15 protein-coding genes are annotated in these 21152 nt (G+C 66.7%); 11 read left to right on the forward strand and 4 right to left on the reverse strand.

Annotated elements, in window-relative coordinates:
- Positions 1-69 precede the first annotated feature (69 nt).
- Positions 70-1686: an exosortase E/protease, VPEID-CTERM system gene (gene xrtE, locus E1832_RS06445; protein WP_133358915.1), complete on the forward strand. Its 1617-nt coding sequence runs from the start codon at positions 70-72 to the stop codon at positions 1684-1686.
- A 28-nt stretch (positions 1687-1714) separates the two neighbouring features.
- Here xrtE and E1832_RS06450 read toward each other — a convergent pair whose 3' ends face one another.
- The 3 genes from E1832_RS06450 to E1832_RS06460 all read right to left on the reverse strand — a co-directional run bounded on the left by E1832_RS06450 (position 1715) and on the right by E1832_RS06460 (position 7353).
- On the reverse strand, positions 1715-1972 hold the full coding sequence (locus E1832_RS06450) for a VPEID-CTERM sorting domain-containing protein (protein ID WP_245513864.1): 258 nt from the start codon (positions 1970-1972) through the stop codon (positions 1715-1717).
- 336 nt (positions 1973-2308) lie between these two features.
- Complete coding sequence (locus tag E1832_RS06455) at positions 2309-6100, reverse strand: efflux RND transporter permease subunit (RefSeq protein WP_133358917.1); 3792 nt, start codon at positions 6098-6100, stop codon at positions 2309-2311.
- On the reverse strand, positions 6097-7353 hold the full coding sequence (locus E1832_RS06460) for an efflux RND transporter periplasmic adaptor subunit (protein ID WP_133358918.1): 1257 nt from the start codon (positions 7351-7353) through the stop codon (positions 6097-6099). Before E1832_RS06460 ends, E1832_RS06455 begins: the two co-directional genes overlap by 4 nt.
- Before the next feature lie 307 nt (positions 7354-7660).
- Between E1832_RS06460 and E1832_RS06465 the strand changes: the two genes are divergently transcribed.
- The 8 genes from E1832_RS06465 to E1832_RS06500 all read left to right on the forward strand — a co-directional run bounded on the left by E1832_RS06465 (position 7661) and on the right by E1832_RS06500 (position 17326).
- The gene (locus E1832_RS06465; protein ID WP_133358919.1) at positions 7661-8335 is read left to right on the forward strand and encodes a tetratricopeptide repeat protein; all 675 of its coding nucleotides are present in this window, start codon (positions 7661-7663) and stop codon (positions 8333-8335) included.
- A 91-nt stretch (positions 8336-8426) separates the two neighbouring features.
- On the forward strand, positions 8427-9761 hold the full coding sequence (locus E1832_RS06470; RefSeq protein ID WP_133358920.1) for a PQQ-like beta-propeller repeat protein: 1335 nt from the start codon (positions 8427-8429) through the stop codon (positions 9759-9761).
- A gap of 50 nt (positions 9762-9811) precedes the next feature.
- Positions 9812-11278, forward strand: a complete 1467-nt coding sequence (gene der, locus E1832_RS06475; protein ID WP_133358921.1) for a ribosome biogenesis GTPase Der — start codon at positions 9812-9814, stop codon at positions 11276-11278.
- 417 nt (positions 11279-11695) lie between these two features.
- On the forward strand, positions 11696-12790 hold the full coding sequence (locus E1832_RS06480) for a carboxynorspermidine decarboxylase (RefSeq protein WP_133358922.1): 1095 nt from the start codon (positions 11696-11698) through the stop codon (positions 12788-12790).
- A 56-nt stretch (positions 12791-12846) separates the two neighbouring features.
- On the forward strand, positions 12847-14082 hold the full coding sequence (locus E1832_RS06485; protein WP_133358923.1) for a saccharopine dehydrogenase family protein: 1236 nt from the start codon (positions 12847-12849) through the stop codon (positions 14080-14082).
- Between the two features lie 216 nt (positions 14083-14298).
- Positions 14299-15318, forward strand: a complete 1020-nt coding sequence (locus E1832_RS06490; RefSeq protein ID WP_245513866.1) for a murein L,D-transpeptidase catalytic domain-containing protein — start codon at positions 14299-14301, stop codon at positions 15316-15318.
- 150 nt (positions 15319-15468) lie between these two features.
- The gene (locus tag E1832_RS06495) at positions 15469-16464 is read left to right on the forward strand and encodes a fatty acid desaturase (RefSeq protein ID WP_133358924.1); all 996 of its coding nucleotides are present in this window, start codon (positions 15469-15471) and stop codon (positions 16462-16464) included.
- A gap of 247 nt (positions 16465-16711) precedes the next feature.
- Positions 16712-17326 carry a helix-hairpin-helix domain-containing protein gene (locus E1832_RS06500; RefSeq protein ID WP_133358925.1) on the forward strand — a complete coding sequence of 205 codons (615 nt, stop codon included), beginning with the start codon at positions 16712-16714 and terminating at the stop codon, positions 17324-17326.
- 24 nt (positions 17327-17350) lie between these two features.
- On the opposite strand, the gene serS is transcribed toward E1832_RS06500, so the two are convergent.
- On the reverse strand, positions 17351-18643 hold the full coding sequence (serS, locus tag E1832_RS06505; protein WP_133358926.1) for a serine--tRNA ligase: 1293 nt from the start codon (positions 18641-18643) through the stop codon (positions 17351-17353).
- 528 nt (positions 18644-19171) lie between these two features.
- On the opposite strand from serS, the gene yajC reads away from it, so the two are divergent.
- Positions 19172-19456 (forward strand): preprotein translocase subunit YajC, encoded by a 285-nt coding sequence (gene yajC, locus E1832_RS06510; RefSeq protein WP_133358927.1) that lies wholly within the window; start codon positions 19172-19174, stop codon positions 19454-19456.
- A gap of 34 nt (positions 19457-19490) precedes the next feature.
- Positions 19491-21152, forward strand: coding sequence for a protein translocase subunit SecD (gene secD / locus E1832_RS06515; protein ID WP_133358928.1), 1662 nt, complete (start codon positions 19491-19493; stop codon positions 21150-21152).

Here is a 21152-nt window from a genome sequence, read left to right on the forward strand (position 1 = left end):
TCGCCACGATTTCGTCCCCTTGCTATGGTGTGACAAGGCACAGGACACCTTGAAACGGGCAGGCGGAACATGGGCAACAGGATGGGTTTGGCGGCGGCGCTCTTTGCGGCCGAACTGGTCGCGGTCGTGCTGGTGTTTCAGGTTCTTTCCGATTTCGAATGCCGCCAGACCGGCGTCGAGCAGGCCTGCCGCGCGCTGCGCGGCGGCGCGCTGCGCGGCCTTTGCATCGCCGCCGCGCTCGGGCTGGTGCTCGCGCTGCGGGCCGATCTGCGCCGCGATCTCGCCGCGCGCGTCGACGCGGTCCCGGGCCACCCGGGATGGGCGCTGCTGCACGGGCTTGGCCTCGCGCTCATCTTCCTGCCCTGGCTGGCCACCGACGCCGCGACGCACCGCGCCGGCTTTGACCTTTTCCTGGCGCTGCTGACGGGGGGCGCGGCGCTGGCCGCGCTGGGGGGGCTGTTCTGGCTGATGCCGCCGCGCGACTGGTCGGGCTGGCTGCGCCGGGGCGGCGCGCTGCTGGCGATCCTGGTGGTGGCGGCGCTGATTCCCGACCTCGCCGACGCACTGGGCTTTGCCTGGCAGACCGACGCGCTGCTGCTCTCGACCTTCTACGGGGTGGCGGTGCTGCTGTCGCTGGCCGGTCAGAGCGTCAATCTGAACCTGACCCCGCCCACCATCGGCACCGGCGATTTTCATGTCGAGGTCGCCTCCTCCTGTTCCGGCATCGAGGGGTTTGCCCTGGTCGCGGGCTTCATGGCGATCTACGCGCTGCTGATGCAGGGCAACCTGCGCATCGGGCGCTACTGGCTGATCGTTCTGCCGGCGGCGCTGCTGGTCAGCTGGCTGTTCAATCTGCTGCGCATCACCGGGCTGATCCTGATCGGCGCCCATGGCTCGCCGGCGCTGGCGGTCAACGGATTTCACAGCTTTGCCGGCTGGCTGTTCTTCACCCTTCTGGCGCTCGGCATTCTGACGGTGGTGCAGGGGCTGCCCGCGTTGCAGCGTACCGGGGCAACCGGGGCCGCCGGGGCGGGACAGGCGGCAGGCGCGGGGGCGGGGGCGGCTGAGGCTCCGGACGCCGCGCTGACCGGGGACTGGGCCGCGGCGCGCATCGTTCCCTTCATCGTGTTCATGTTCTCGGGACTGGTCGTCAACGCCTTCTGGCAGGCCCCGGCGCTCGGCTTTCCGCTACAGGCGGCAATGATGGCCGCGGCGCTCTGGCTGTTCCGCGCGCCGCTGCTGGCGCTGGACTGGCGGCTCGATCCGGTGGCGCTGCTGGCCGGACTCGCCGTGGGGCTGGGCTGGATCGCGCTCGCCCCTGCCGGGGCCGCGCCGCTGCAAGGTCTCGACCGGCTCGGCACCGGCGCCTTCGCGCTCTGGGCGGCGATCCGGATCCTCGGCACCTCCCTGCTGGTACCGGTGGTCGAAGAGGCGTTCTTTCGCGGCTACCTGCTGGCGCGGCTCGATACCGGCAGCTGGCAAATGCGGCTGTCCGCGATCATCATCTCCAGCCTGGCCTTCGCCCTGCTGCACGGGCGCATTCTCGAGGCCGGGATCGCCGGGCTGGTGTTCGCCGTGGTGATGCTGCGCCGCGGCCGGCTGGGCGATGCGATCCTGGCCCATGCAACGGCAAACGCCGCGGTGGCGACCGCGGCGTTGCTTGCAGGGGACTGGTCGCTGATCTGAGGCGAACGCCCGCCCGAGTCAGGCCAGATCAGGGCCGGCTGCTGCGGCGCTTGACTTCCCAGGCCAGCGCCAGCGCGGCACCGAGTGTGGCCAGCGCCAGCAGCCCGGTCGAGGCGTCGATCTCCGGCACGCGCGAACTGGTGTCACCCGTGTCTCCCCAGCACCAGTCGAAAAAGCGGGACGTCCAGCTGCCGCCGCTCCATGTCGAGGCCGAGGCCGAGGCCGAGGCCGAGGTCATCAGCAGGGCGGCCAGAGATGCGGCTGAGGTCAGTACGCGACGATACATCATTAAAATCCTCCGGGTTGTGTTCCGGTTTCAATTTACCCACCTGGGAAGATTTCGCAAAAGTTGAGTAAAGATCGTCTCATTTTCGTCGAAATTTACGATTTCGCGGCGACAATCCAGGCCCGCGGTTTTCATTGTTTCAGCTCCCTGAACCGTCGCCACCCGCAATTCCGTCCGCCGTGACGATTCACCGACAAAAACCGAGACGCGATGCCCGGCCAGATCCGGCCGGCAATCCGGGGCCGGGCACGATCCGTCGTCCGGCGCGGGCAGAGAAAGGGGCAGGGACACAGACGAGGGCAGGGCCGCCGCCTGCGCTGCCGCCTGGTCCGGTTGCTACTCTGCCGCCTTCAGCGATGGGGCGGGGCCGGGCTGCTCTGCCGGGCCGTCCGGCGCGCTGCCGTCGTCCCAGAGGATTTCGCGCGGCTTGAGCTTGCGCGCCGAGCGGCGCAGCCGCATGTCGCGGGCAATCCGGCTCGACCGGCCGGCGCTCAGCCGCGCCAGCCCGCGGCCCAGCAGCCCCAGATAGGTTCCGATCCAGACCCGCAGCGCCAGCAGCGACGGGGTGACCACCAGCGTCAGCACGGTGGCGATGCCCAGTCCGAACACCACCGCCGTGGCCAGCTGCTTCCACCACAGCGCGGTCGGGCTGTCGATGGAATAGCCGCCGCCGATGAAATCCAGGCTCAGGCCGAACATCATCGGCGTCAGCCCCGCCATGGTGGTGATGGTGGTCAGCAGCACCGGCCGGATCCGCGATTCCGCGGTGCGCACGATCGCCTCGATCCGCGGCATATAGCGGGAATACTCCTGATAGGTGTCGATCAGCACGATGTTGTTGTTCACCACGATGCCCGCCAGCGCCACGATCCCGGTGCCGGTCATGATGATCGAGAACGGCTGCTGCATCACCATCATGCCGATCAGCACCCCGGTGGTCGACAGCACCACCGCCAGCAGCACCAGCACCGAGTTGTAGAAGCTGTTGAACTGCGCCAGCAGGATGATGAACATCAGGCCCAGCGCGGCCAGGAACGCCTTGGACAGGAACGCCTGGCTCTCGGCCTGCTCCTCCTGATCGCCGGTCCATTCCCATGCGATATCGGCGGGGAAGGGATCGGTCTCCAGCCACTTGGTCAGCGCCGCGATGCGCTCGTTGGCGTTGATCGGGGCGATATGGGCGCTGCCATCGGCAAGCGCCTGTTTCAGGGCCGCGATGCTCTCCGCGCCGGTCAGACGGACCAGCTCGTAGCGGTCCCCCTTGGGGGTCTCGATCACCTCGCCGCCGCCGGCGACACCGCCCTCCAGGCTGTGCAGCGCGGCCAGCCGCCGCTCGGCCCCGGTTTCGGGATCCTCGGTCACTGCCTTGACCAGCCCGGCCTGCACATCCGCCTTCACGTCGTAAAAGCGCTGCTGGTCGACCCGGCTGATCTTGGCCAGCTTCGCCACCGGCTTGCGGGTGACGAAATTCGACAGCGGCACCAGCCCGTCGCCGATGCGCACCTTCAGCGTATCGAGCGTGCTCAGCACCCGGTCCTCGCGCGGCAGCCGCACCCGGATCTCGATCTCGTCGTCCGAATTCTCGACCCGCATGGTGTCCAGCAGGATGCCGCGGGTGACCAGCTGCACCATCGCCCCCACGGTGGCCACATCGGCGCCGAACCGGCCGGCCTTCTCGACATCGACGTCGATCTGCCAGTCGATGCCGGGCAGCGGCAGCGAATCCTCGATCTTGATCAGCCCCGGCGTCTCTTCGAACAGCTTGCGGGCCTGTTCGGTCGCCGCGGTCAGGCTGCCCCAGTCGTCGCCCTTCAGACGCAGGTGCACCGGCTTGGCCGAGGCCGGACCACGCCCCAGCGCCACCACCTCGGTCTCGAACCCGGGCAGTTTCGCCAGCTCCGCGCTCAACTGGTCCAGCACGAAATCGCCATCGAATTCGGGGGCCGTCACGTGGCGGGTGAACCGGCCGTCGCCCCAGGTCTCGGTGACGGTCGGGCGGTCCTCCCAGGGGATGATCTCGAACTGGATCTGGCCCACCGTATCGGGCGGCAGCTGCGCGCCGCCGTTGTTCTGGTTCAGCCCGCCGTCGCCGGCAAAGGAAAACACGTTGGTCACCGCCGGATGGCTGATCACCACCTGCTCGGCCTGGCGCACCATCATGTCGGTCTCGGCCAGCGAGACGTTGCCGCGCGCGCGCACATAGACGGTGGCCTGCTCCGGTTCGGACTCGACAAAGAACTCGACGCCGCGCGAATTGGCCGGGAACAGCACCGCGGTGACATAGAACACACCGGCGAAGACCGTGGCGATGGCGATCACCGGCATGACCGGATTGCCGGCGATGGCATAGATCACCCAGCCGAACAGCGTGTGCCGGTTCTGCGCCGCGACCCGGCGCGGCGGGCGCTGGATCTTCGCCGCGCTCAGCGTGATCGAGGCGGCAAAGGCCGCCAGCAGGAACAGCGCCGCACCCAGAAGCGCCCCGGCCATCGGCGACACGCCCGCCTCTGCCGGCAGCAGATAGGCCGGGTTCAGCACCTGCATCGCGCCCAGGAACATGGAATAGAGCGCCACCGGCACCAGCGCCGCCCGCACCACCCAGGGCAGCCGCGTCCGCAGCCGCTCCGAGGTACGGGTGAACACCCGGCTGATCCGCCCGGTCACCCCGCCCATCACCGGCAGATAGACCAGCGCCACCACCAGCGAGGCCGACAGCACGAAGATCAGCGTCACCGGCAGCATGCCCATGAATTCGCCCGGCACCCCGGGCCAGAAAAGCATCGGCAAGAAGGCGCAGAGCGTCGTCGCGGTCGAACTGACGATCGGCCAGAACATTCGCTGCGCCGCATCCACATAGGCGTGCATCGGGCCGACGCCCTCATTGATCCGCTTGTCGGCGTATTCCACCACCACGATGGCGCCATCGACCAGCATCCCCACCGCCAGGATCAGCCCGAACATCACGATGTTCGAGATCGACACCCCCATCACCGCCAGCAGCGCAAAGCACAAAAGGAACGATGTCGGGATGGCAAAGCCGACCAGCAGCGCGGCGCGGCTGCCCAGCGAGGACAGCACCACGATCATCACCAGCGCGATCGCGGTCAGCACCGAGCCTTCGAGCTGGCCGACCATTGAACCGACCACTCGGCTCTGGTCGTTCGATGTGCCCACCTGGATCGCGGCCTGCAATTCCGGCGGCCATTTCGCGCGCGAGGTCTCCAGCGTCTGCTTCACCATCTCGACGGTGTCGATCAGGTTATAGCCCTTGCGCTTGACCACCTGCAGCGCGACCGTGTTCTCGCCGTCGAAGCGGGCGGTGCCCTCGCGGTCCTCGAAGGTATAGTTGATCTGCGCCAGCTCTCCCAGCGTCACCACCCGGTCGCCGTTGGTCTTGACCGGCAGGTCATAGACATCCTGCGGGCTGTCGAAGGACGACGGGATCTTGACCGAAAAGGTGCCCTGATCGGTCTCGACCTCGCCGGCGGCGATCAGCTGGTTGTTGTTCTGCACCACGCTGATCAGCTCGGCGGCGGTGACGTTGTAGGATTCCAGCCGCAACGGGTCGATCACCACCTCCAGCATCTCGTCGCGGTTGCCGGCGATGCCGGCCTCCAGCACCGGGTCCAGCGCCTCCAGATCGTCCTGCAGCTGCTTGGCGACCCGCGCCATGGTGCGCTCGGGCACCGCGCCGGTCAGGTTGACGATGACGATGGGAAATTCGGAAAAGTTGATCTCGGCGATGGTGTATTGCTCGGCGCCGTCGGGGAAATTGGCCTGCGCCGAATTCATCGCGTCGCGCACATCGGCGGTGGTGGCGGTCTTGTCCCAGCCGAATTCGAACTCCAGCGCCACGCCTGCATAGCCCTCGGCGGCGGTCGCCGTCATCTTGTCGAGCCCGTCCAGATCGGCCAGCTCGGTCTCCATCGGCTTGACCAGCAGCGTCTCGGCATCCTCGGCCGAGATGCCGGGGAACTGCACCGACACGAACAGCGCCGGGATCTCGATATCCGGCTCGCCCTCCTTGGGCAGGCTGGTATAGGCATAGCCGCCCACCAGGATCGAGATCACGATAAAGGCGATGACCATCCGCGCCCGGGCGGCGGCCCAGTCGACGATGCCTGTCATTGCGCCGCCTCCCGATAGGTGGGCGCCACATGCACGCCCTCGGTCACGAAATCCTGGCCCACCACGATGATGTCGGCCCGCTCCGGCAGCCCGCCCAGCCAGACCCCGTCCACATCGTCGCGCAGCAGCGTCACCGGCAGAAAGCCGACCACATCGCCGGGGTCGACGACCCGAACGCCCAGCCGGCCCTCGTTGTTCAGGGTCAGCGCCGATTGCGGCACCTTGTGCGCCAGCGCCCCGTCGGCCGCGATGGCGATATCCGCGGTCTGACCGTCGCGGATGCTCAGATCCGGGTTGGGCACGGTGATCTCCACCTCAAAGGTGCGGGTGGTCGGATCGGCTGAGCGGCTCAGGAACGTCACCCGCCCCGCCACCTGCACGCCGGTGGCCAGCCGCGCCCCGGCCTGCGCGTCGGGGGTCACCCGCGCGACCTCGGTTTCGGGCACATAGCCGACCACCTTGATCGGATCGAGCTGGATCACCTCGGCGCAGAGGCCGCCGGGCTGGAGCAGGCTGCCCAGCTCGGCCGCATCGGTCTCCAGCAGCCCGTCGAAGGGCGCGGTGATGGTCAGGCGGGTGATCTCGCGTTCGGCGGCGGCGACGGCGGCCTGCGCCGCCTCGATCCCCGACCGGGTGGCCTCCAGCCCGGCCTCGGCCGAGGCGATGGCCGCCTCGGCGCTGCGCACACCGGCGGCGCGGCCCAGCAGGGTGGTCTCGGCCGTATATCCGCCCTCGTTCAGCTTCTTGGCGGCGGTGTAATTGATCTGCGCCTCGTCCAGCACCGCATGGGCCTCCTGCAGCCGCGCCTCGGCCTCGGGCACCCGCGCCCGCGCCTCGGTCAGCGCTGCGCGCTGCTGCGCCAGGGTCGCCTCGCGCGTGCCCGGGTCCAGCTTGCACAGAACATCGCCGGTCTTGACGAAGGCGCCCTTGCGCAGCGGTTCCGAGACGACCGCGCCGGTGGTCTCGGCGCGCACCTGCACCTTCCGCTTCGCCTGGGTCTGGCCGCGCAGCCGCACCGCGCTGTCGATGGTCCGCGCCTGCGAGCGCAGCACCACGACCCCCACCGCCCGGACCCCCGTCTGCGCCGGAACCCCGGCGCCGGACTCCGCCGCCGCGTCATCCCCGCCGACCGCCTGCGCCGCCTCTTCCGCGTTGGCGCCGCGGGCAAAGGCCAGCAGCCGGTCCCGCTCGAACACCGCGAGGTAAAGCGCGGCGGTCACCAGAATTGCGGTCAGAAAGGGAATGGGTCGCATATGGGTTTCTCTCGGTAAATTCGGCCAAAACTCGCCTGGGGTCCATAAACAGCGAACACATGGAGGCTTTGGGGGAGTCTGTCCAGGCTAAACCAAGCGGTTCAGTTCGGTTTTTTTTGACGAATCCGCCCCGTATCATGGAAATTTGCCGGCCTGCCGGGCCTTGGCTTGTCGCCACATGCGGGTTAATAGGGGGCAATTCGCCCCTTTGGGCATGACGCCGGGGCAGCCGGAAACACCGGGCCGGAAGGGCCCGCAGAACAGGATCCGCAAAGCCGGATCCGCAGAACAGGGCCGGGGGCAAGGCATGAGCGACGCCGACAGTTTCATCGAAGAAGTCACCGAAGAGGTCCGCCGCGACCGGCTGTTCGCGATGTTCCGCCGCTATGGCTGGATCGCCGTGGTGGTGATCGTCGCCGTGGTCGGCGGCGCCGCCTATAACGAGTATCGCAAGGCGCAGGATACCGCCGCCGCGCAGGCTCTGGGCGACGCGATGCTGGCCGCGCTGGAATCCGATGCCGCCGCCGACCGGGCTGCGGCGCTGGCCGACATCCGGGCCGGCAGCCCCGGCGGCGAGGCGGTGCTCGATTTCATGACCGCCGCCGCCCGCGCCGAGGCCGGAGAGATCGCGGCGGCCGTCGCCGACCTCGAGGACATCGCCCGCAACGGCGAGCTGCCGGAAATCTATCGCCAGATCGCCAGCTTCAAGGCGCTGGTGCTGCAGGCCGGCACCTTGCCGGCCGACGCCCGCCGGATGCAGTTCGAGGCGCTGGCAAGCCCCGGCGCGCCGCTGCGCCTGCTGGCCGAGGAACAGATCGCGCTGATCGACATTTCCGAGGGCGCCACCGAGGCCGCGCTCGACCGGCTTCAGGCCATCCTTCAGGATGCCGAGGCCGATGTCGTCTTGCAGCAACGCGTCAGACAGGTCATCGTGGCGCTTGGCGGCACGCCCGCCGCGACGCCGGGCCGCCAGCAGGGCTGAGCGCCCTGGCCGGAACGAGGGACGGCGCCCGCAAGCCGGACAGGATGACCCGGGCAGATTGAACACGGACAGGACGACAGGCATCATCAGTATGAACGCAGCGTTTTCCCTTTCGCGCACCGGTCTCGCCCTTCTCGGCGGCGCGGTGCTGTTCCTGGCCGGCTGCGCCGAGCCGGAAATCATCCTTCCCGGCGAACGCGAGGATATCCGCCCGTTCGCCGAGGCGCGCCAGGTCGAGGATTTCTCGGGCAACGTCAGCCGCGCCATCCGCCTGCCCGGGCAAAGCGTCAACGCCGCCTGGACCCAGGCTCAGGGCACGCCGGCCTATCGCATCGCGCATCCCGCGCTCGCCGCCGCGCCCCGCCTGGTCTGGTCGGCTCCGATCGGGGCGGGCGACAGCCGCCGGCAACGCATCACCGCCGCCCCGGTGGTGGCGAACGGTCTGATCTATACCCTCGACGCCGCCGCCCGCGTCAGTGCCGTCACCCGCGACGGCGCCGTCGCCTGGAGCGCCGATCTCACCCCGCCCGCCGATGATCAGGAACAGGCCACCGGCGGCGGTCTGGCCTATCACGACGGCACGCTCTACGTCTCCTCCGGCTTCGGCCTGCTGACCGCGCTGGACGCGGCCACCGGCAAGCAGCGCTGGCAGCAAAAACTCGACGCCACCGGCTCGGGCCAGCCCACGGTCTACAAGGGGCTGATCTATCTGGTCGCCGGCGACGACACCGGCTGGGCCGTGCACACCGACGATGGCCGCATCGCCTGGCAGGTCTCGGCCACCCCCAGCATCACCAATGTTCTGGGCGCGCCGGCGCCGGCGCTGACCCCCGATCTGGCGATCTTCGCCTTCGGCTCGGGCGATCTGATGGCCACTTTCCGCCGCGGCGGCCTGCGCCGCTGGTACGCCTCGGTCGCCGGCCAGCGCAAGGGACGCGCCCAGGCGCTGATCATGGACGTGACCGGCAGCCCGGTGGTGGTGGGCAAGCGGATCTACGCCGGCAACCATGCCGGCCGCACCGTCGCCTATGAGCTCGATACCGGCGAACGCCTCTGGACCGCGCAGGAGGGGGCCCTGGGCCCGGTTCTGCCCGCCGGCGACAGCGTCTTTGCCGTCACCGACCGCAACCAGCTGGTTCGTCTCGACGCCCGCGACGGCGCCACCGTCTGGGCGGTCAATCTCTCCGATTACCTGCGCGACAGTTCCAAGAAACGCGGCGCCGTTTACGCCAACTACGGGCCGATCCTGGCCGGCGGGCGGATCGTGGTGGCCTCCAATGACGGCTTTCTGCGCTTCTTCGACCCCAAGGACGGCAGCCTTTCCGCCTCGGCCCAGGTGCCGGGCGGCGCCACCAGCGCGCCGGTTGTGGCGGGCCGCACGCTCTATGTCGTCAGCGCCACCGGCGAACTGCACGCTTTCCGTTGACGTTCAGATGCGCTAAGGGGCGCATCTGAGTTTTCGAAAGTCAAAGGTCCATGTCCTTCACCCTCGCCATCGTGGGTCGGCCGAATGTCGGCAAATCCACTCTGTTCAACCGCCTCGTCGGCAAGCGTTTGGCGCTGGTCGACGACCAGCCCGGCGTCACCCGTGATCTGCGCGAAGGCGAGGCGCGGCTGGGCGATCTGCGCTTTACCGTGATCGACACCGCCGGGCTCGAGGACGCCACCGACGACAGCCTTCAGGGGCGGATGCGCCGGCTGACCGAGCGCGCCGTGGACATGGCCGATGTCTGCCTGTTCATGATCGACGCCCGTACCGGCGTCACCCCCATCGACGAGATGTTCGCCGAGATCCTGCGCAAACGGTCCGCCCATGTGATGCTGGCCGCCAACAAGGCCGAGGGCGCCGCCGCCGACGCCGGCGTGATCGAGGCCTGGGGCCTTGGCCTGGGCGAGCCGATCCGGCTTTCCGCCGAACACGGCGAGGGGCTCAACGATCTTTATGCCCAGCTGCAGCCGCTGGCCGACGAATTCGCCGCCCGTGCCGATGACCACACCCCCGAAATCGAGGTCGACCTGGACGAGGACGCCGATTTCGAGGACGGCGACGAGATCTCCCGCACCCCGGTCCCGACCGCGGCCAAGCCGTTGCAGATCGCCGTGGTGGGCCGCCCCAACGCCGGCAAATCGACCCTCATCAACAAGGTTCTGGGCGAAGAGCGTCTGCTCACCGGCCCCGAGGCCGGCATCACCCGCGACGCCATCTCGCTGCGGATGGAATGGGACGGCACGCCGATTCGCATCTTCGACACCGCTGGCATGCGCAAAAAGGCCAAGGTGCAGGAGAAACTGGAAAAGCTCTCGGTCTCGGACGGGTTGCGCGCGGTCAAGTTCGCCGAGGTGGTGGTTGTGCTGCTCGACGCCGCCATCCCCTTCGAACAACAGGATCTGCGCATCGCCGATCTGGCCGAGCGCGAGGGTCGCGCCGTGGTCGTCGCCGTCAACAAATGGGACGTCGAAGAGCACAAGCAGGAAAAGCTGCGCGATCTGAAAGAGGCCTTCGACCGCCTGCTGCCGCAGCTGCGCGGCGCGCCGCTGGTCACCGTTTCGGCCAAGACGGGCAGGGGGCTCGACCGTCTGCACGACGCCATCCTGCGCGCCTATGACGTATGGAACCGCCGCGTCTCCACCGCCCGGCTCAACCGCTGGCTCTCCGGCATGCTTGAGGCGCACCCGCCCCCCGCGCCGCAGGGCAAACGGATCAAGCTGCGCTACATGACCCAGGCCAAGACCCGGCCGCCAGGCTTCGTGGTGATGTGCTCGCACCCCGACAAGATGCCGGAAAGCTATTCGCGGTATCTGGTCAACGGGCTGCGCCAGGATTTCGACATGCCCGGCACACCGATCCGCCTGACGCTGCGCGGGCAGGGCGACAAGAACCCGTACAAGGGCCGCAAGAAGGCGCAGCCGAGCAAGCTTAAGAAACATCTGAAGGGGAAGTAGGAGGCCCGGCCGAAGGGCTCTCCTCCCCCGACAGGCTCTCCATTCTTTCACCGCTCGCCCGGCCGCAAGGCCGGGCCGCGCCCGACCCTCCCCCCCGGGAGGGCACATTGGTGACCTCACGCGCCGAACCCGCGTTCAGCGGAGCGACGGCGCCTCGCATCTCTCGAACGTCAATGCGCCCACCCAGGGTCGGGCGCGCCCCTTCTCACTATGGGCGTTCCCCTCAGACACCGCCGGCGCCTCCCCCTGTCAGGGGAGGGTCAGGGAGTGGGTGATGCGACGGACCAAAACCGCACGAACTGCCCCACCCGCCACATTCCGCCTGTTCCCCCCCAAGTCTGGGGTTGTTTTGCGGCCCGAACCTGCTAATTGGCCGCTTTCTGACACGGGTCCCCATTGGCCGGAGGCGCACCCCTGATGCAAACCCCCTATTACCTGATCGACAAGGCGCAGCTTCTCCCCAACATGGAAAAGATCGCCTGGCTGCGCGAGCATTCCGGCGCCAAGGCGCTGCTGGCGCTGAAATGCTTTGCCACCTGGTCGGTCTTCGACCTGATGAGCGACTATATGGACGGCACCACCTCCTCCTCGCTTTTCGAGGTGAAACTGGGGCGCGAGAAATTCCCCGGCGAAACCCATGCCTATTCGGTGGCCTGGGCCGATCACGAGATCGACGAGGTGCTGGCCAACTCCGACAAGGTGATCTTCAACACCGTCGGCCAGCTGACCCGGTTCGAGCAGGCCAGCCGCGACCACGTGCGGGGTCTGCGCGTCAACCCCGGCATCTCCACCTCCGGCTTCGACCTTGCCGACCCGGCCCGCCCGTTCAGCCGCCTTGGCGAACATGACCCCAAGGACATCGAACCGGTGATGGATCAGATCACCGGCTTCATGTTCCACAACAACTGCGAGAACGCCGATTTCGACCGTTTCGACGCCATGCTCGGCACCATCGAGCAGCGCTTCGGTTATCTGATCCGCCAGATGAAATGGATCTCCCTGGGCGGCGGCATCCATTTCACCGGCGAAGGCTACCCGCTCGACCGCCTCGCCGAACGGCTCAAACGCTTTGCCGGCGAGAACGAGGTGCAGGTCTATCTGGAGCCGGGCGAGGCCGCGATCACCGGATCCGCCACGCTGGAGGTCACCGTTCTCGACACGCTCTTCAACGGAAAACACCTTGCCATCGTCGACAGCTCGATCGAGGCGCATATGCTCGATTTGCTGATCTACCGCGAATCCGCCAGGATGGAGCCGAACGAGGGGCCCGAGGAATGGATGATCTGCGGCAAATCCTGCCTGGCCGGGGACATCTTCGGCGAATTCCGCTTCCCCGCGCCTTTGACCCCGGGCGACCGGCTCAGTATCCAGGACGCGGCCGGTTACACGATGGTCAAGAAGAACTGGTTCAACGGCGTCAAGATGCCGGCCATCGCGATCCGGGAACTGGACGGCACAACCCGTCTGGTGCGCGATTTCACCTATGAGGATTTCACGGCCGCCTTGTCGTGAAACCTTGAAGCAGAGAGTTTACCACCCCTAGACACCCACGAAGGAGGTCCTTTGAGTTGAAACGTGACGTTCTCATCATCGGCGCTGGCGGCGTCGCTCAGGTCGTGGCGCATAAATGCGCTCAGAACAACGATGTGCTCGGCGATATTCATATTGCCAGCCGGACGCTTTCGAAATGCGAGGCGATCCTTGAGTCGGTCCGCGAAAAACGCGCGATGAAACACGAGGGCGTCCTCAAGGCGCACCAGGTCGATGCGATGGACACCGCCGCGGTGGCCGATCTGATCCGGGAAACCGGCGCGCAGATCGTGATCAACGTCGGCAGCGCCTTCGTCAACATGACCGTGCTCGACGCCTGCATCGAGACCGGGGCGGCCTATATCGACACCGCGATTCACGAAGATCCGGCCAAGATCTGCGAAACCCCGCCGTGGTACGCCAACTACGAATGGAAGAAACGCGATCTGTGTGCCGAAAAGGGCGTGACCGCCATCCTCGGCGCCGGTTTCGATCCGGGCGTGGTCAATGCCTTTGCCCGTTACGCCATCGACCAGATGGACGAGGTCAAATCCATCGACATCGTCGACATCAACGCAGGCAGTCACGGCAAGTATTTCGCCACCAACTTCGACCCGGAGATCAACTTCCGAGAATTCACCGGCACCGTCTATTACTGGGAAGACCAGCAGTGGAAGGAAAAGGCGATGTTCGAGTCGGGTCGCGATTGGGATCTGCCCGTGGTCGGCAAACAGCGCGCCTATCAGTCCGGCCATGACGAGGTGCACAGCCTTGCCACCAACTACCCGCAGGCCGACGTGCGGTTCTGGATGGGCTTTGGCGATCATTACATCAATGTCTTCACCGTGCTGCAAAACCTCGGCCTGCTGTCCGAACAGCCGGTGAAAACCGCCGAGGGGCTCGAGGTGGTGCCGCTCAAGGTGGTCAAGGCTGTGCTGCCCGACCCCGCGTCGCTGGCGCCGAACTATACCGGCAAGACCTGCATCGGCGATCTGGTCAAGGGCGTGAAGGACGGCGAAGAGGTCGAGATCTTCGTCTACAACGTCGCCGACCACAAGGACGCCTATGAAGAGGTGGGCTCTCAGGGCATCTCCTACACCGCCGGCGTTCCCCCGGTGGCCGCCGCGATGCTGGTCGCCAGCGGCGAATGGGACGCGGGGACCATGAAGAACGTCGAGGAGCTGGACCCGAAACCCTTCTTCTCCATCCTCGATCGCATCGGCCTGCCGACCCGGGTCAAGGACGCCAACGGCGATCATCCCTGGAACGCCTGAGGCGGACCCGGCCGGAAATGTCGATGATCGGCCCCGATGCGGGGGCGGTCATCGACAGCGCGCGCGACGGGCCCGGGGCGGCCATCTCTCCGGACCGTTTCAGCCTCTGGAGCGTGGTGGCGCGGCTGCCGGTGATAGCCTGACCGGCCCGCCCTGCCGTATCGGCAATCTTCTGCCATCCTCCGCAGAACCATCGGCACAGAAGCGATTTGTGCTATGCTGGTCCCGAGGATGGTCCAGCAGGAGATTTTCGCAGTGCTGTTGAATGCGCGCCGTCGCACCTTTGCCGCCCTTTTCCTGGCCGCATTGCCCGGTTTTCAATCAGCACCGGCGGCCGCGCAGGCCTCTCCGATTCCCGCCTGGCTGCAAAAGCATGTCGGCACGGGCGAGGGCCAGATCGCCCCGGTGGTCCTGAACAGGGCACGTGCGCTCTACCAGCGGAAACTGGCAGAAGGCACGGTTTCCAATCCCTGCTACCTGGCCATGGATGCGACGCGCCCGAGCACCGCCGCCGGCGGCAAGCCGGGCCGCCGGTTCTACGTCATTTGCGAGGCAGGCAAATCCTTCCGCGCGGTGTCCTCGGGCTACGGCAACGGGCGGAAACTGAAACGGGCGGATTTCTCCAATGGCCGGCAATGCGCGAAACACTTCAGCAACGCGGAAGGGTCGAAGCTGACCATGGGCGGCGCCTATGTGACCGCTGAGACGAGAACGTCTTTCAAAGGCTATGTCCGCCAGTCCGGCAAACGGACACCATTCCATCGCACCTTCCTGCTGTTTGACGGAGAAAGCGAAACGGACAACGCGCGCGAGCGGGCCATCGGTGGCCATCCGGCCGTTTTCGTCAAATGGCAATGCCGATTGAAGACCCCCGAAAGCCCCCACGCCGACCAAGAGGGCTATGTCCCCTTCGGAAAACTGGTGAACTACACCGGCGGCCGCAGCAACGGCTGCACGACCTGGTCGCAGTCGGCCTCCAAGGAGATCCTCGCGCGCGTGGAGGGAAACCCGACGACACTCTACATCTACCCTGAATCCGGCGACATCAACGCGGTTGCAAGGGCGGCGGAGACGGGCAGGTCTCTGGTGCGCGCCGGGCTCTACTGGAACGCGGCCTGCCTGAAGGCGATCCACGCGCCCAAGTTCTGGCCCAAAAAAATCCTCCAGCCGATCATCGATGACTGGCGGCAGTCGCTGCCGAAACGGCCGCCGCTGGAGTTGCCGATCTGCAAATGACGGGGCAAAGGTGGTGATTTCGTCACAAACTCACGATATCAATGGCTGACGCCGCGCGCGGGCTTGCGTGGGCACGGCCCAGACCTAACTGATGTATGCTGCCTGACCAGGATGACGGGGACAGACACGAGGGTAGACACGGGGACAGAAATGGATCTCAGGGCTTACACCAGACAATACGCCAAACCGGACAACCGCCTGGCCGCACTCAGCTATTTCGGCACCTTTGCGGTCTATTTCGCTTCGCTCTACCTGGCGATCGCCTATGTGCAGCTGTGGTATGTGATGATCCCCGCCGGCGTCGTGCACGCCTTCTCGGCGGTCCGCCTCTATGTGCTGCAACATGACTGCGGCCATCACTCCCTGTTCGAGACGCGGGCGCAGAACGAATGGGCGGGCCATGGCCTGTCGCCCTTCACCTTCGCCCCCTTCGAGGTGATGAAGCAGAATCACAACCTGCACCATTCCGGCGTCGGCAACCTGGAACACCGCGAAACCGGCGAGATCCACACCATGACCCTGCGCGAATGGAACGCGGCGGGGGTCTGGTCGCGGCTGCAATACCGGCTCTATCGCAACCCCTTCATCCTGGTGCCCGCCGGCGCGCTCTTCACCTATTTCATCCGCTACCGCTGGCCCAAGAACACCGCCCGCTTCGGCGTGAGGGGCGTGCTGCTGCACAACCTCGCGGTACTGGGCTGGGTCGGGCTGATCTGGATGCTGGCGGGCTGGACCGGCCTTGGCGTCTATTTCGCCTTTTCCTTCCTGGGCGGCATGATCGGCGTGTTCCTGGTCTATCTGCAGCACAATTTCGAAGACACCTACTGGGACCGCCGCCCCGATCTCGACCCGCAGATCGCCGCGCTTCAGGGCTCATCGGCGCTGGACTTCGGCCGGGCCTTCGATCTGGCGGTGGCCTGCATCACCCTGCATGACATCCACCATTTCAACGCCCGCATCCCGTCCTACCGGCTGCGCGCCTGTCACTACAATCTGCCGCCCGAATACGCCCCCCGCCGGATCAAATTCCCCGAGGCGGTCGCCGCGCTGCGTCTCAAGCTCTGGGATGAGGATGCCAGACGTCTGGTGCCCTTCCCGAAACCCGATGGAACCGCCGGGCAGACCGCCCGCCAGACCGCGCGCTGAGCCGGGGCTGGCGGCGGGCTGTGGATCCGGGCCGCGGATCGCCCGCTGCCGCGCCCTGCGGGTGCTGGTCTGTATATTTTATGTATATACATTCAGGCCGGTCCCGGGCTAGGCTCGCTCACACCCCCGCCACTCTGGCGGGGCGTCTGGTTTTGCCGGGGCGCCCCTGGCCGACGCCCGATAGACAGCCCGACAGACAGCGCAATAAACTGCCCGACAGACGGCCCGGTAGACAGAAGGAGAAAAAATGACCCAACTGACCGACCTGCGCGGTATCGGCCCCGCGCTTGCCCATGCCCTGACCGAACATGGTTTCGCCACTCCCGCCGATCTCGCCGCCGCGACGCCTGCTGCGCTGACCGCGGTGCGGACCATCGGCCCGCGCCGGGCCGAGGCGCTGATCGCCGTGGCCAGGGCGGCGGTGAAGGCCCCGGCGGAAAAAAGTGCGGCTGCCTCGGTTCCGGCGAAACCGATCACCACCGCCGTTGCGAAACCGCGCCCGCGCCGCAGTCCACCCGCCAAACAGATCCGCCGTCCGGCCGCGATCGTTCCTGCCAAGCCGGCGCCGAAGCCAGAGCCGAAGCCAGAGTCAAAGCCCGCCGCTCCGACGCAGACCGATCCTGCGACCGGGGCAAAGACCGAGGCCGAGATCCGCGCCGGCAAGAAGGCCAAGGCAAAGGCCAAGGCGGACAAGGCCAAGAAAAAGGCCGAGTTGCTCGCCGCCGAGTTCGCCAAGGCCAAGAAAAAGGCCAAGGCCAAGGCGAAAAAAGCCAAGCTCAAGCAGAAAGAGGCCGGGGCACCCGCCAAGAAGGCGAAGAAGGCCAAGAAAAAGCAAAAGGCCGGGAAAAAGAAATCCGACTGACCGCTGCCGGCGCAGGCCGCCGGCTCAGACCAGCGCGCCCTCGGCGCTCAAGGTGCATTTGCCGCCCAGATAGGGCGCCAAAACCTGCGGCAGGGTGACCGAGCCGTCGGCGTTCTGGCCGTTCTCCAGCACCGCGATCAGGCAGCGCCCGACGGCCAGCCCCGAGCCGTTCAGCGTATGCACGAACTCCGGCTTGCCGCCCGCTTCGGGGCGGAACCGCGCGTTCATCCGCCGGGCCTGGAAATCGCCGGTGGTCGAGACGCTGGAAATCTCGCGATAGGTATCCTGCCCGGGCAGCCATGCCTCGATGTCAAAGGTGCGCCGCGCGCCGAACCCCATGTCGCCGGTGCACAGGATCACCGTGCGATAGGGCACGCCCAGTTTCTCCAGCAGCCCCTCGGCGCAGCGCAGCATTCGCTTTTGTTCGGCGTCGCTCTCGCCCGGACGGGTGATCGAGACCATCTCGACCTTTTCGAACTGATGCTGGCGCAACATGCCCGAGGTGTCCTTGCCGGCGCTGCCCGCCTCGCTGCGGAAACATTGGGTGTGCGCCGTCATCCGGATCGGCAGATCGCTTTCGGCCAGCACATCGCCCGACACCGAATAGGTCAGCGTCACCTCCGAGGTCGGGATCAGCCACCAGCCGTTTGTGGTCTGATAGCTGTCCTCGCCGAACTTCGGCAGCTTGTCGGTGCCATACATCGCCTCGTCGCGCACCAGCACCGGGGTCTGCGTCTCGGTCAGCCCGTTCTCGTCGACATGGGTGTCCAGCATGAATTGCGCCAGCGCCCGGTGGATGCGCGCGACCGCGCCGCGCAGCACCACGAACCGCGCGCCCGAGATCTTGACGCCGGTCTCGAAATCCATCCCCGGGATCACGCCGGCAATCTCGAAATGCTCCTTCGGCGCGAAATCGAACGTCCGTGGCGTGCCCCAGCGGTTCACCTCGACATTGTCGGCCTCGTCCTTGCCCTCCGGCACGTCCTCGGCCGGCAGGTTGGGAATGCGCGCCAGCTTGTCGGTCAGTTGCGCGTCCAGCGCCTTGGCCTCGGTCTGCATCGCGGCGACCTCGGTTTTCTTCTCGGTCACCTCGGCGCGCAGCCGCTCGAACTCCGCCTCGTCGCCCCGGGCCTTGGCCGCGCCGATCGCCTTGGCGGCCTTGTTCTGATCGGCCTGCGCGGTCTCGGCCGCCAGGATCTTGGCGCGCCGCGCCTCGTCCAGCGCCAGCAGCTCGGAGGACACCGGCGCATCGCCCCGGCGGGCCAGGGCGGCGTCGAACGCCTGCGGGTTCTCGCGGATGGCACGGATGTCATGCATGGGATGGTCCCTCGGGTTGAGTCGGTTTGGCCGGGGTTATGCCGCAAACTGCGGGCCGGGGAAACATGCTGTGCGCGGGGAGGGGGCGAGGTTATGCCGACCACCACTTCGGCGCGCAACGTCAACAAGGCGCCCGCCCGTCACGCCAAAGGTGTGCCAACTATCGGCGGCGCACCTCAGGTGCGACGGGAGGGGCGGGCGCGGCCCGGCCTGCGTCCGGGTGGGCCTTTTGATTAATGGTGTGCCCCGCCAGCCCATCCCCCGGCCGGGGAAGAGATGGAGAGGGGCGGCGTTGCGCCATCGCCGAGCGTTGCGCGTCGCTCAAACCGCCTCCAAGACCAACCAAACCGTACAAAACGCCCCGAAAACTGCCCAAACCGCTCAAACCGGGCCCCCGCGCCCCCGCCAGAACCGTACAGAATCGCCGCGAAACTCCCCAATTCGCCGCCTTGCAAAGACCCCTGTCACCGCATAGGTTCCCGCCAACCCGCGGGGCCGCCCCGCCATATCAGACCAAAGGACACACCCATGGACGTAGGCGCAATCGGCCAGTTTCTCCCGCTTATCCTGATCTTCGCGATCATGTATTTCCTGCTGATCCGTCCGCAGCAGAAAAAGGCCAAGGAGCATCAGACCATGGTCTCGGCCCTGCGCCGCGGCGATCAGGTGGTCACCCAGGGCGGCCTGATCGGCAAGGTCAGCAAGGTCAAGGACGACAACGAGATCGAGGTCGAGCTGGCCGAGGGCGTCAAGGTCCGCGTGGTCCAGTCCACCATCGCTCAGGTCATCAACAAGACCGAACCGGCGAAATAGATCTGCCCTTCCAACCCACTGAAAAGGCTGGGTAATGTTACATTTCGATACCTGGAAACGGGTGCTGATCTGGCTGCTCTGCGCGGCGGGCCTGATCCTCGCCATGCCGAATGCCTTCTATACCCGCGTCGAGCAGTCGAACGATGCCCGCGCCGTGATCGAGACCGGGATGACCACCCCCGAACTCGAGGCGCAGGCGGGGCAATGGCCCGCGTTCCTGCCGTCGTCGCTGGTCAATCTCGGCCTCGATCTGCGCGGCGGCGCGCATCTGCTGGCCGAGGTTCGGGTCGCCGACGTCTATGAAAACCGGATGCAGGCCATGTGGCCGGAAATCCGCGACGTGCTGCGCCCGGAACGCGCCAGCATCGGCACCATCCGCCTGCAGCCCTCGGCCCCGGACGCGCTGCGCATTCGCATCAGCCAGCCCGAGAACATGGCCCGCGCGTTGGAAGTGGTTCGCGGATTAGCCCGGCCAGTTCAAACACTTAGCGGTGCCGGATCGACCGACATCGTGGTCAGCGGTGACGGCGCCGAGATCGTCGTCGCACTGTCGGATGCCGAAAAGCTCGCCTCCGACGACCGCACGGTGAAACAGGCGCTGGAAATCATCCGCCGCCGGATCGACGAGGTCGGCACCCGCGAACCAACGATCCAGCGCCAGGGTACCGAACGCATCCTGATCCAGGTGCCCGGCATCGGCAGCGCCGCCGAACTCAAGGCGATCATCGGCACCACCGCGCAACTCACCTTCAACCCGGTGGTCGGGCGCGGCTCCGACCCCGATGCGAGTGCCGGGGTGGGTAACAAGATCCTCCCGTCGATGGACCAGGAGGGGGTCTATTACACCATCGAGGCCGCCCCCGTCGTCACCGGCGAGGATCTGGTCGACGCCCAGCCCAGTTTCGACCAGAACGGCCGGCCGGCGGTCAGCTTCCGCTTCGACACCACCGGCGCGCGCAAGTTTGGCGATTACACCCGCGACAATATCGGCGCGCCCTTTGCCATCGTGCTGGATGACGAGGTGATCAGCGCCCCGGTGATCCAGAGCCATATTCCCGGCGGCTCGGGCATCATCACCGGCAATTTCACCGTCGAGGAGAGCACCAACCTGGCCGTCCTGCTGCGTGCGGGCGCGTTGCCGGCGGGGCTCGAATTCCTCGAGGAACGCACCATCGGCCCCGAGCTGGGTGCCGACAGCATCGAGGCCGGCAAGGTGGCCACCGGCATCGCCTTTGCCGGCGTGCTGATCTTCATGGGGCTGAGCTATGGCCTGTTCGGGCTGTTCGCCAATATTGCGCTGATCCTCAATATCGCGATGATCTTCGGGCTGTTGTCGCTGATCGGGGCGACGCTGACGCTGCCGGGGATCGCCGGTATCGTGCTGACCGTCGGTATGGCGGTGGATGCCAACGTGCTGATCTTCGAGCGGATCCGCGAAGAGCTGAAGACCGCCAGGGGCCCGGCGCGGGCGATCGAGCTGGGTTATGAAAAGGCGCTGAGCGCGATTCTTGACGCCAATATCACCACCTTCATCACCGCGGTGATCCTGTTCGCCATCGGCTCCGGCCCGGTACGCGGGTTTGCCATCACTCTGGGCCTGGGTCTGATCACCTCGGTCTTCACGGCGATCTACGTGACCCGGCTGCTGATCGTGGTCTGGTTCGAGCGCCGCCGCCCCAAAACGATCGAGGTATAA

The organism is Antarcticimicrobium luteum, assembly GCF_004358185.1.
GTDB lineage: Bacteria > Pseudomonadota > Alphaproteobacteria > Rhodobacterales > Rhodobacteraceae > Antarcticimicrobium > Antarcticimicrobium luteum.

Bases quoted from the DNA above. Each gene is read 5' to 3' on its own strand.
- E1832_RS06490 (WP_245513866.1), top strand. From the start codon at position 14,299: ATGCTGGTCCCGAGGATGGTCCAGCAGGAGATTTTCGCAGTGCTGTTG.
- E1832_RS06455 (WP_133358917.1), bottom strand. From the start codon at position 6,100: ATGACAGGCATCGTCGACTGGGCCGCCGCCCGGGCGCGGATGGTCATC.
- der (WP_133358921.1), top strand. From the start codon at position 9,812: ATGTCCTTCACCCTCGCCATCGTGGGTCGGCCGAATGTCGGCAAATCC.
- E1832_RS06450 (WP_245513864.1), bottom strand. From the start codon at position 1,972: ATGTATCGTCGCGTACTGACCTCAGCCGCATCTCTGGCCGCCCTGCTG.
- E1832_RS06495 (WP_133358924.1), top strand. From the start codon at position 15,469: ATGGATCTCAGGGCTTACACCAGACAATACGCCAAACCGGACAACCGC.
- E1832_RS06460 (WP_133358918.1), bottom strand. From the start codon at position 7,353: ATGCGACCCATTCCCTTTCTGACCGCAATTCTGGTGACCGCCGCGCTT.
- E1832_RS06465 (WP_133358919.1), top strand. From the start codon at position 7,661: ATGAGCGACGCCGACAGTTTCATCGAAGAAGTCACCGAAGAGGTCCGC.
- xrtE (WP_133358915.1), top strand. From the start codon at position 70: ATGGGCAACAGGATGGGTTTGGCGGCGGCGCTCTTTGCGGCCGAACTG.
- yajC (WP_133358927.1), top strand. From the start codon at position 19,172: ATGGACGTAGGCGCAATCGGCCAGTTTCTCCCGCTTATCCTGATCTTC.
- E1832_RS06470 (WP_133358920.1), top strand. From the start codon at position 8,427: ATGAACGCAGCGTTTTCCCTTTCGCGCACCGGTCTCGCCCTTCTCGGC.
- E1832_RS06480 (WP_133358922.1), top strand. From the start codon at position 11,696: ATGCAAACCCCCTATTACCTGATCGACAAGGCGCAGCTTCTCCCCAAC.
- secD (WP_133358928.1), top strand. From the start codon at position 19,491: ATGTTACATTTCGATACCTGGAAACGGGTGCTGATCTGGCTGCTCTGC.
- E1832_RS06500 (WP_133358925.1), top strand. From the start codon at position 16,712: ATGACCCAACTGACCGACCTGCGCGGTATCGGCCCCGCGCTTGCCCAT.
- serS (WP_133358926.1), bottom strand. From the start codon at position 18,643: ATGCATGACATCCGTGCCATCCGCGAGAACCCGCAGGCGTTCGACGCC.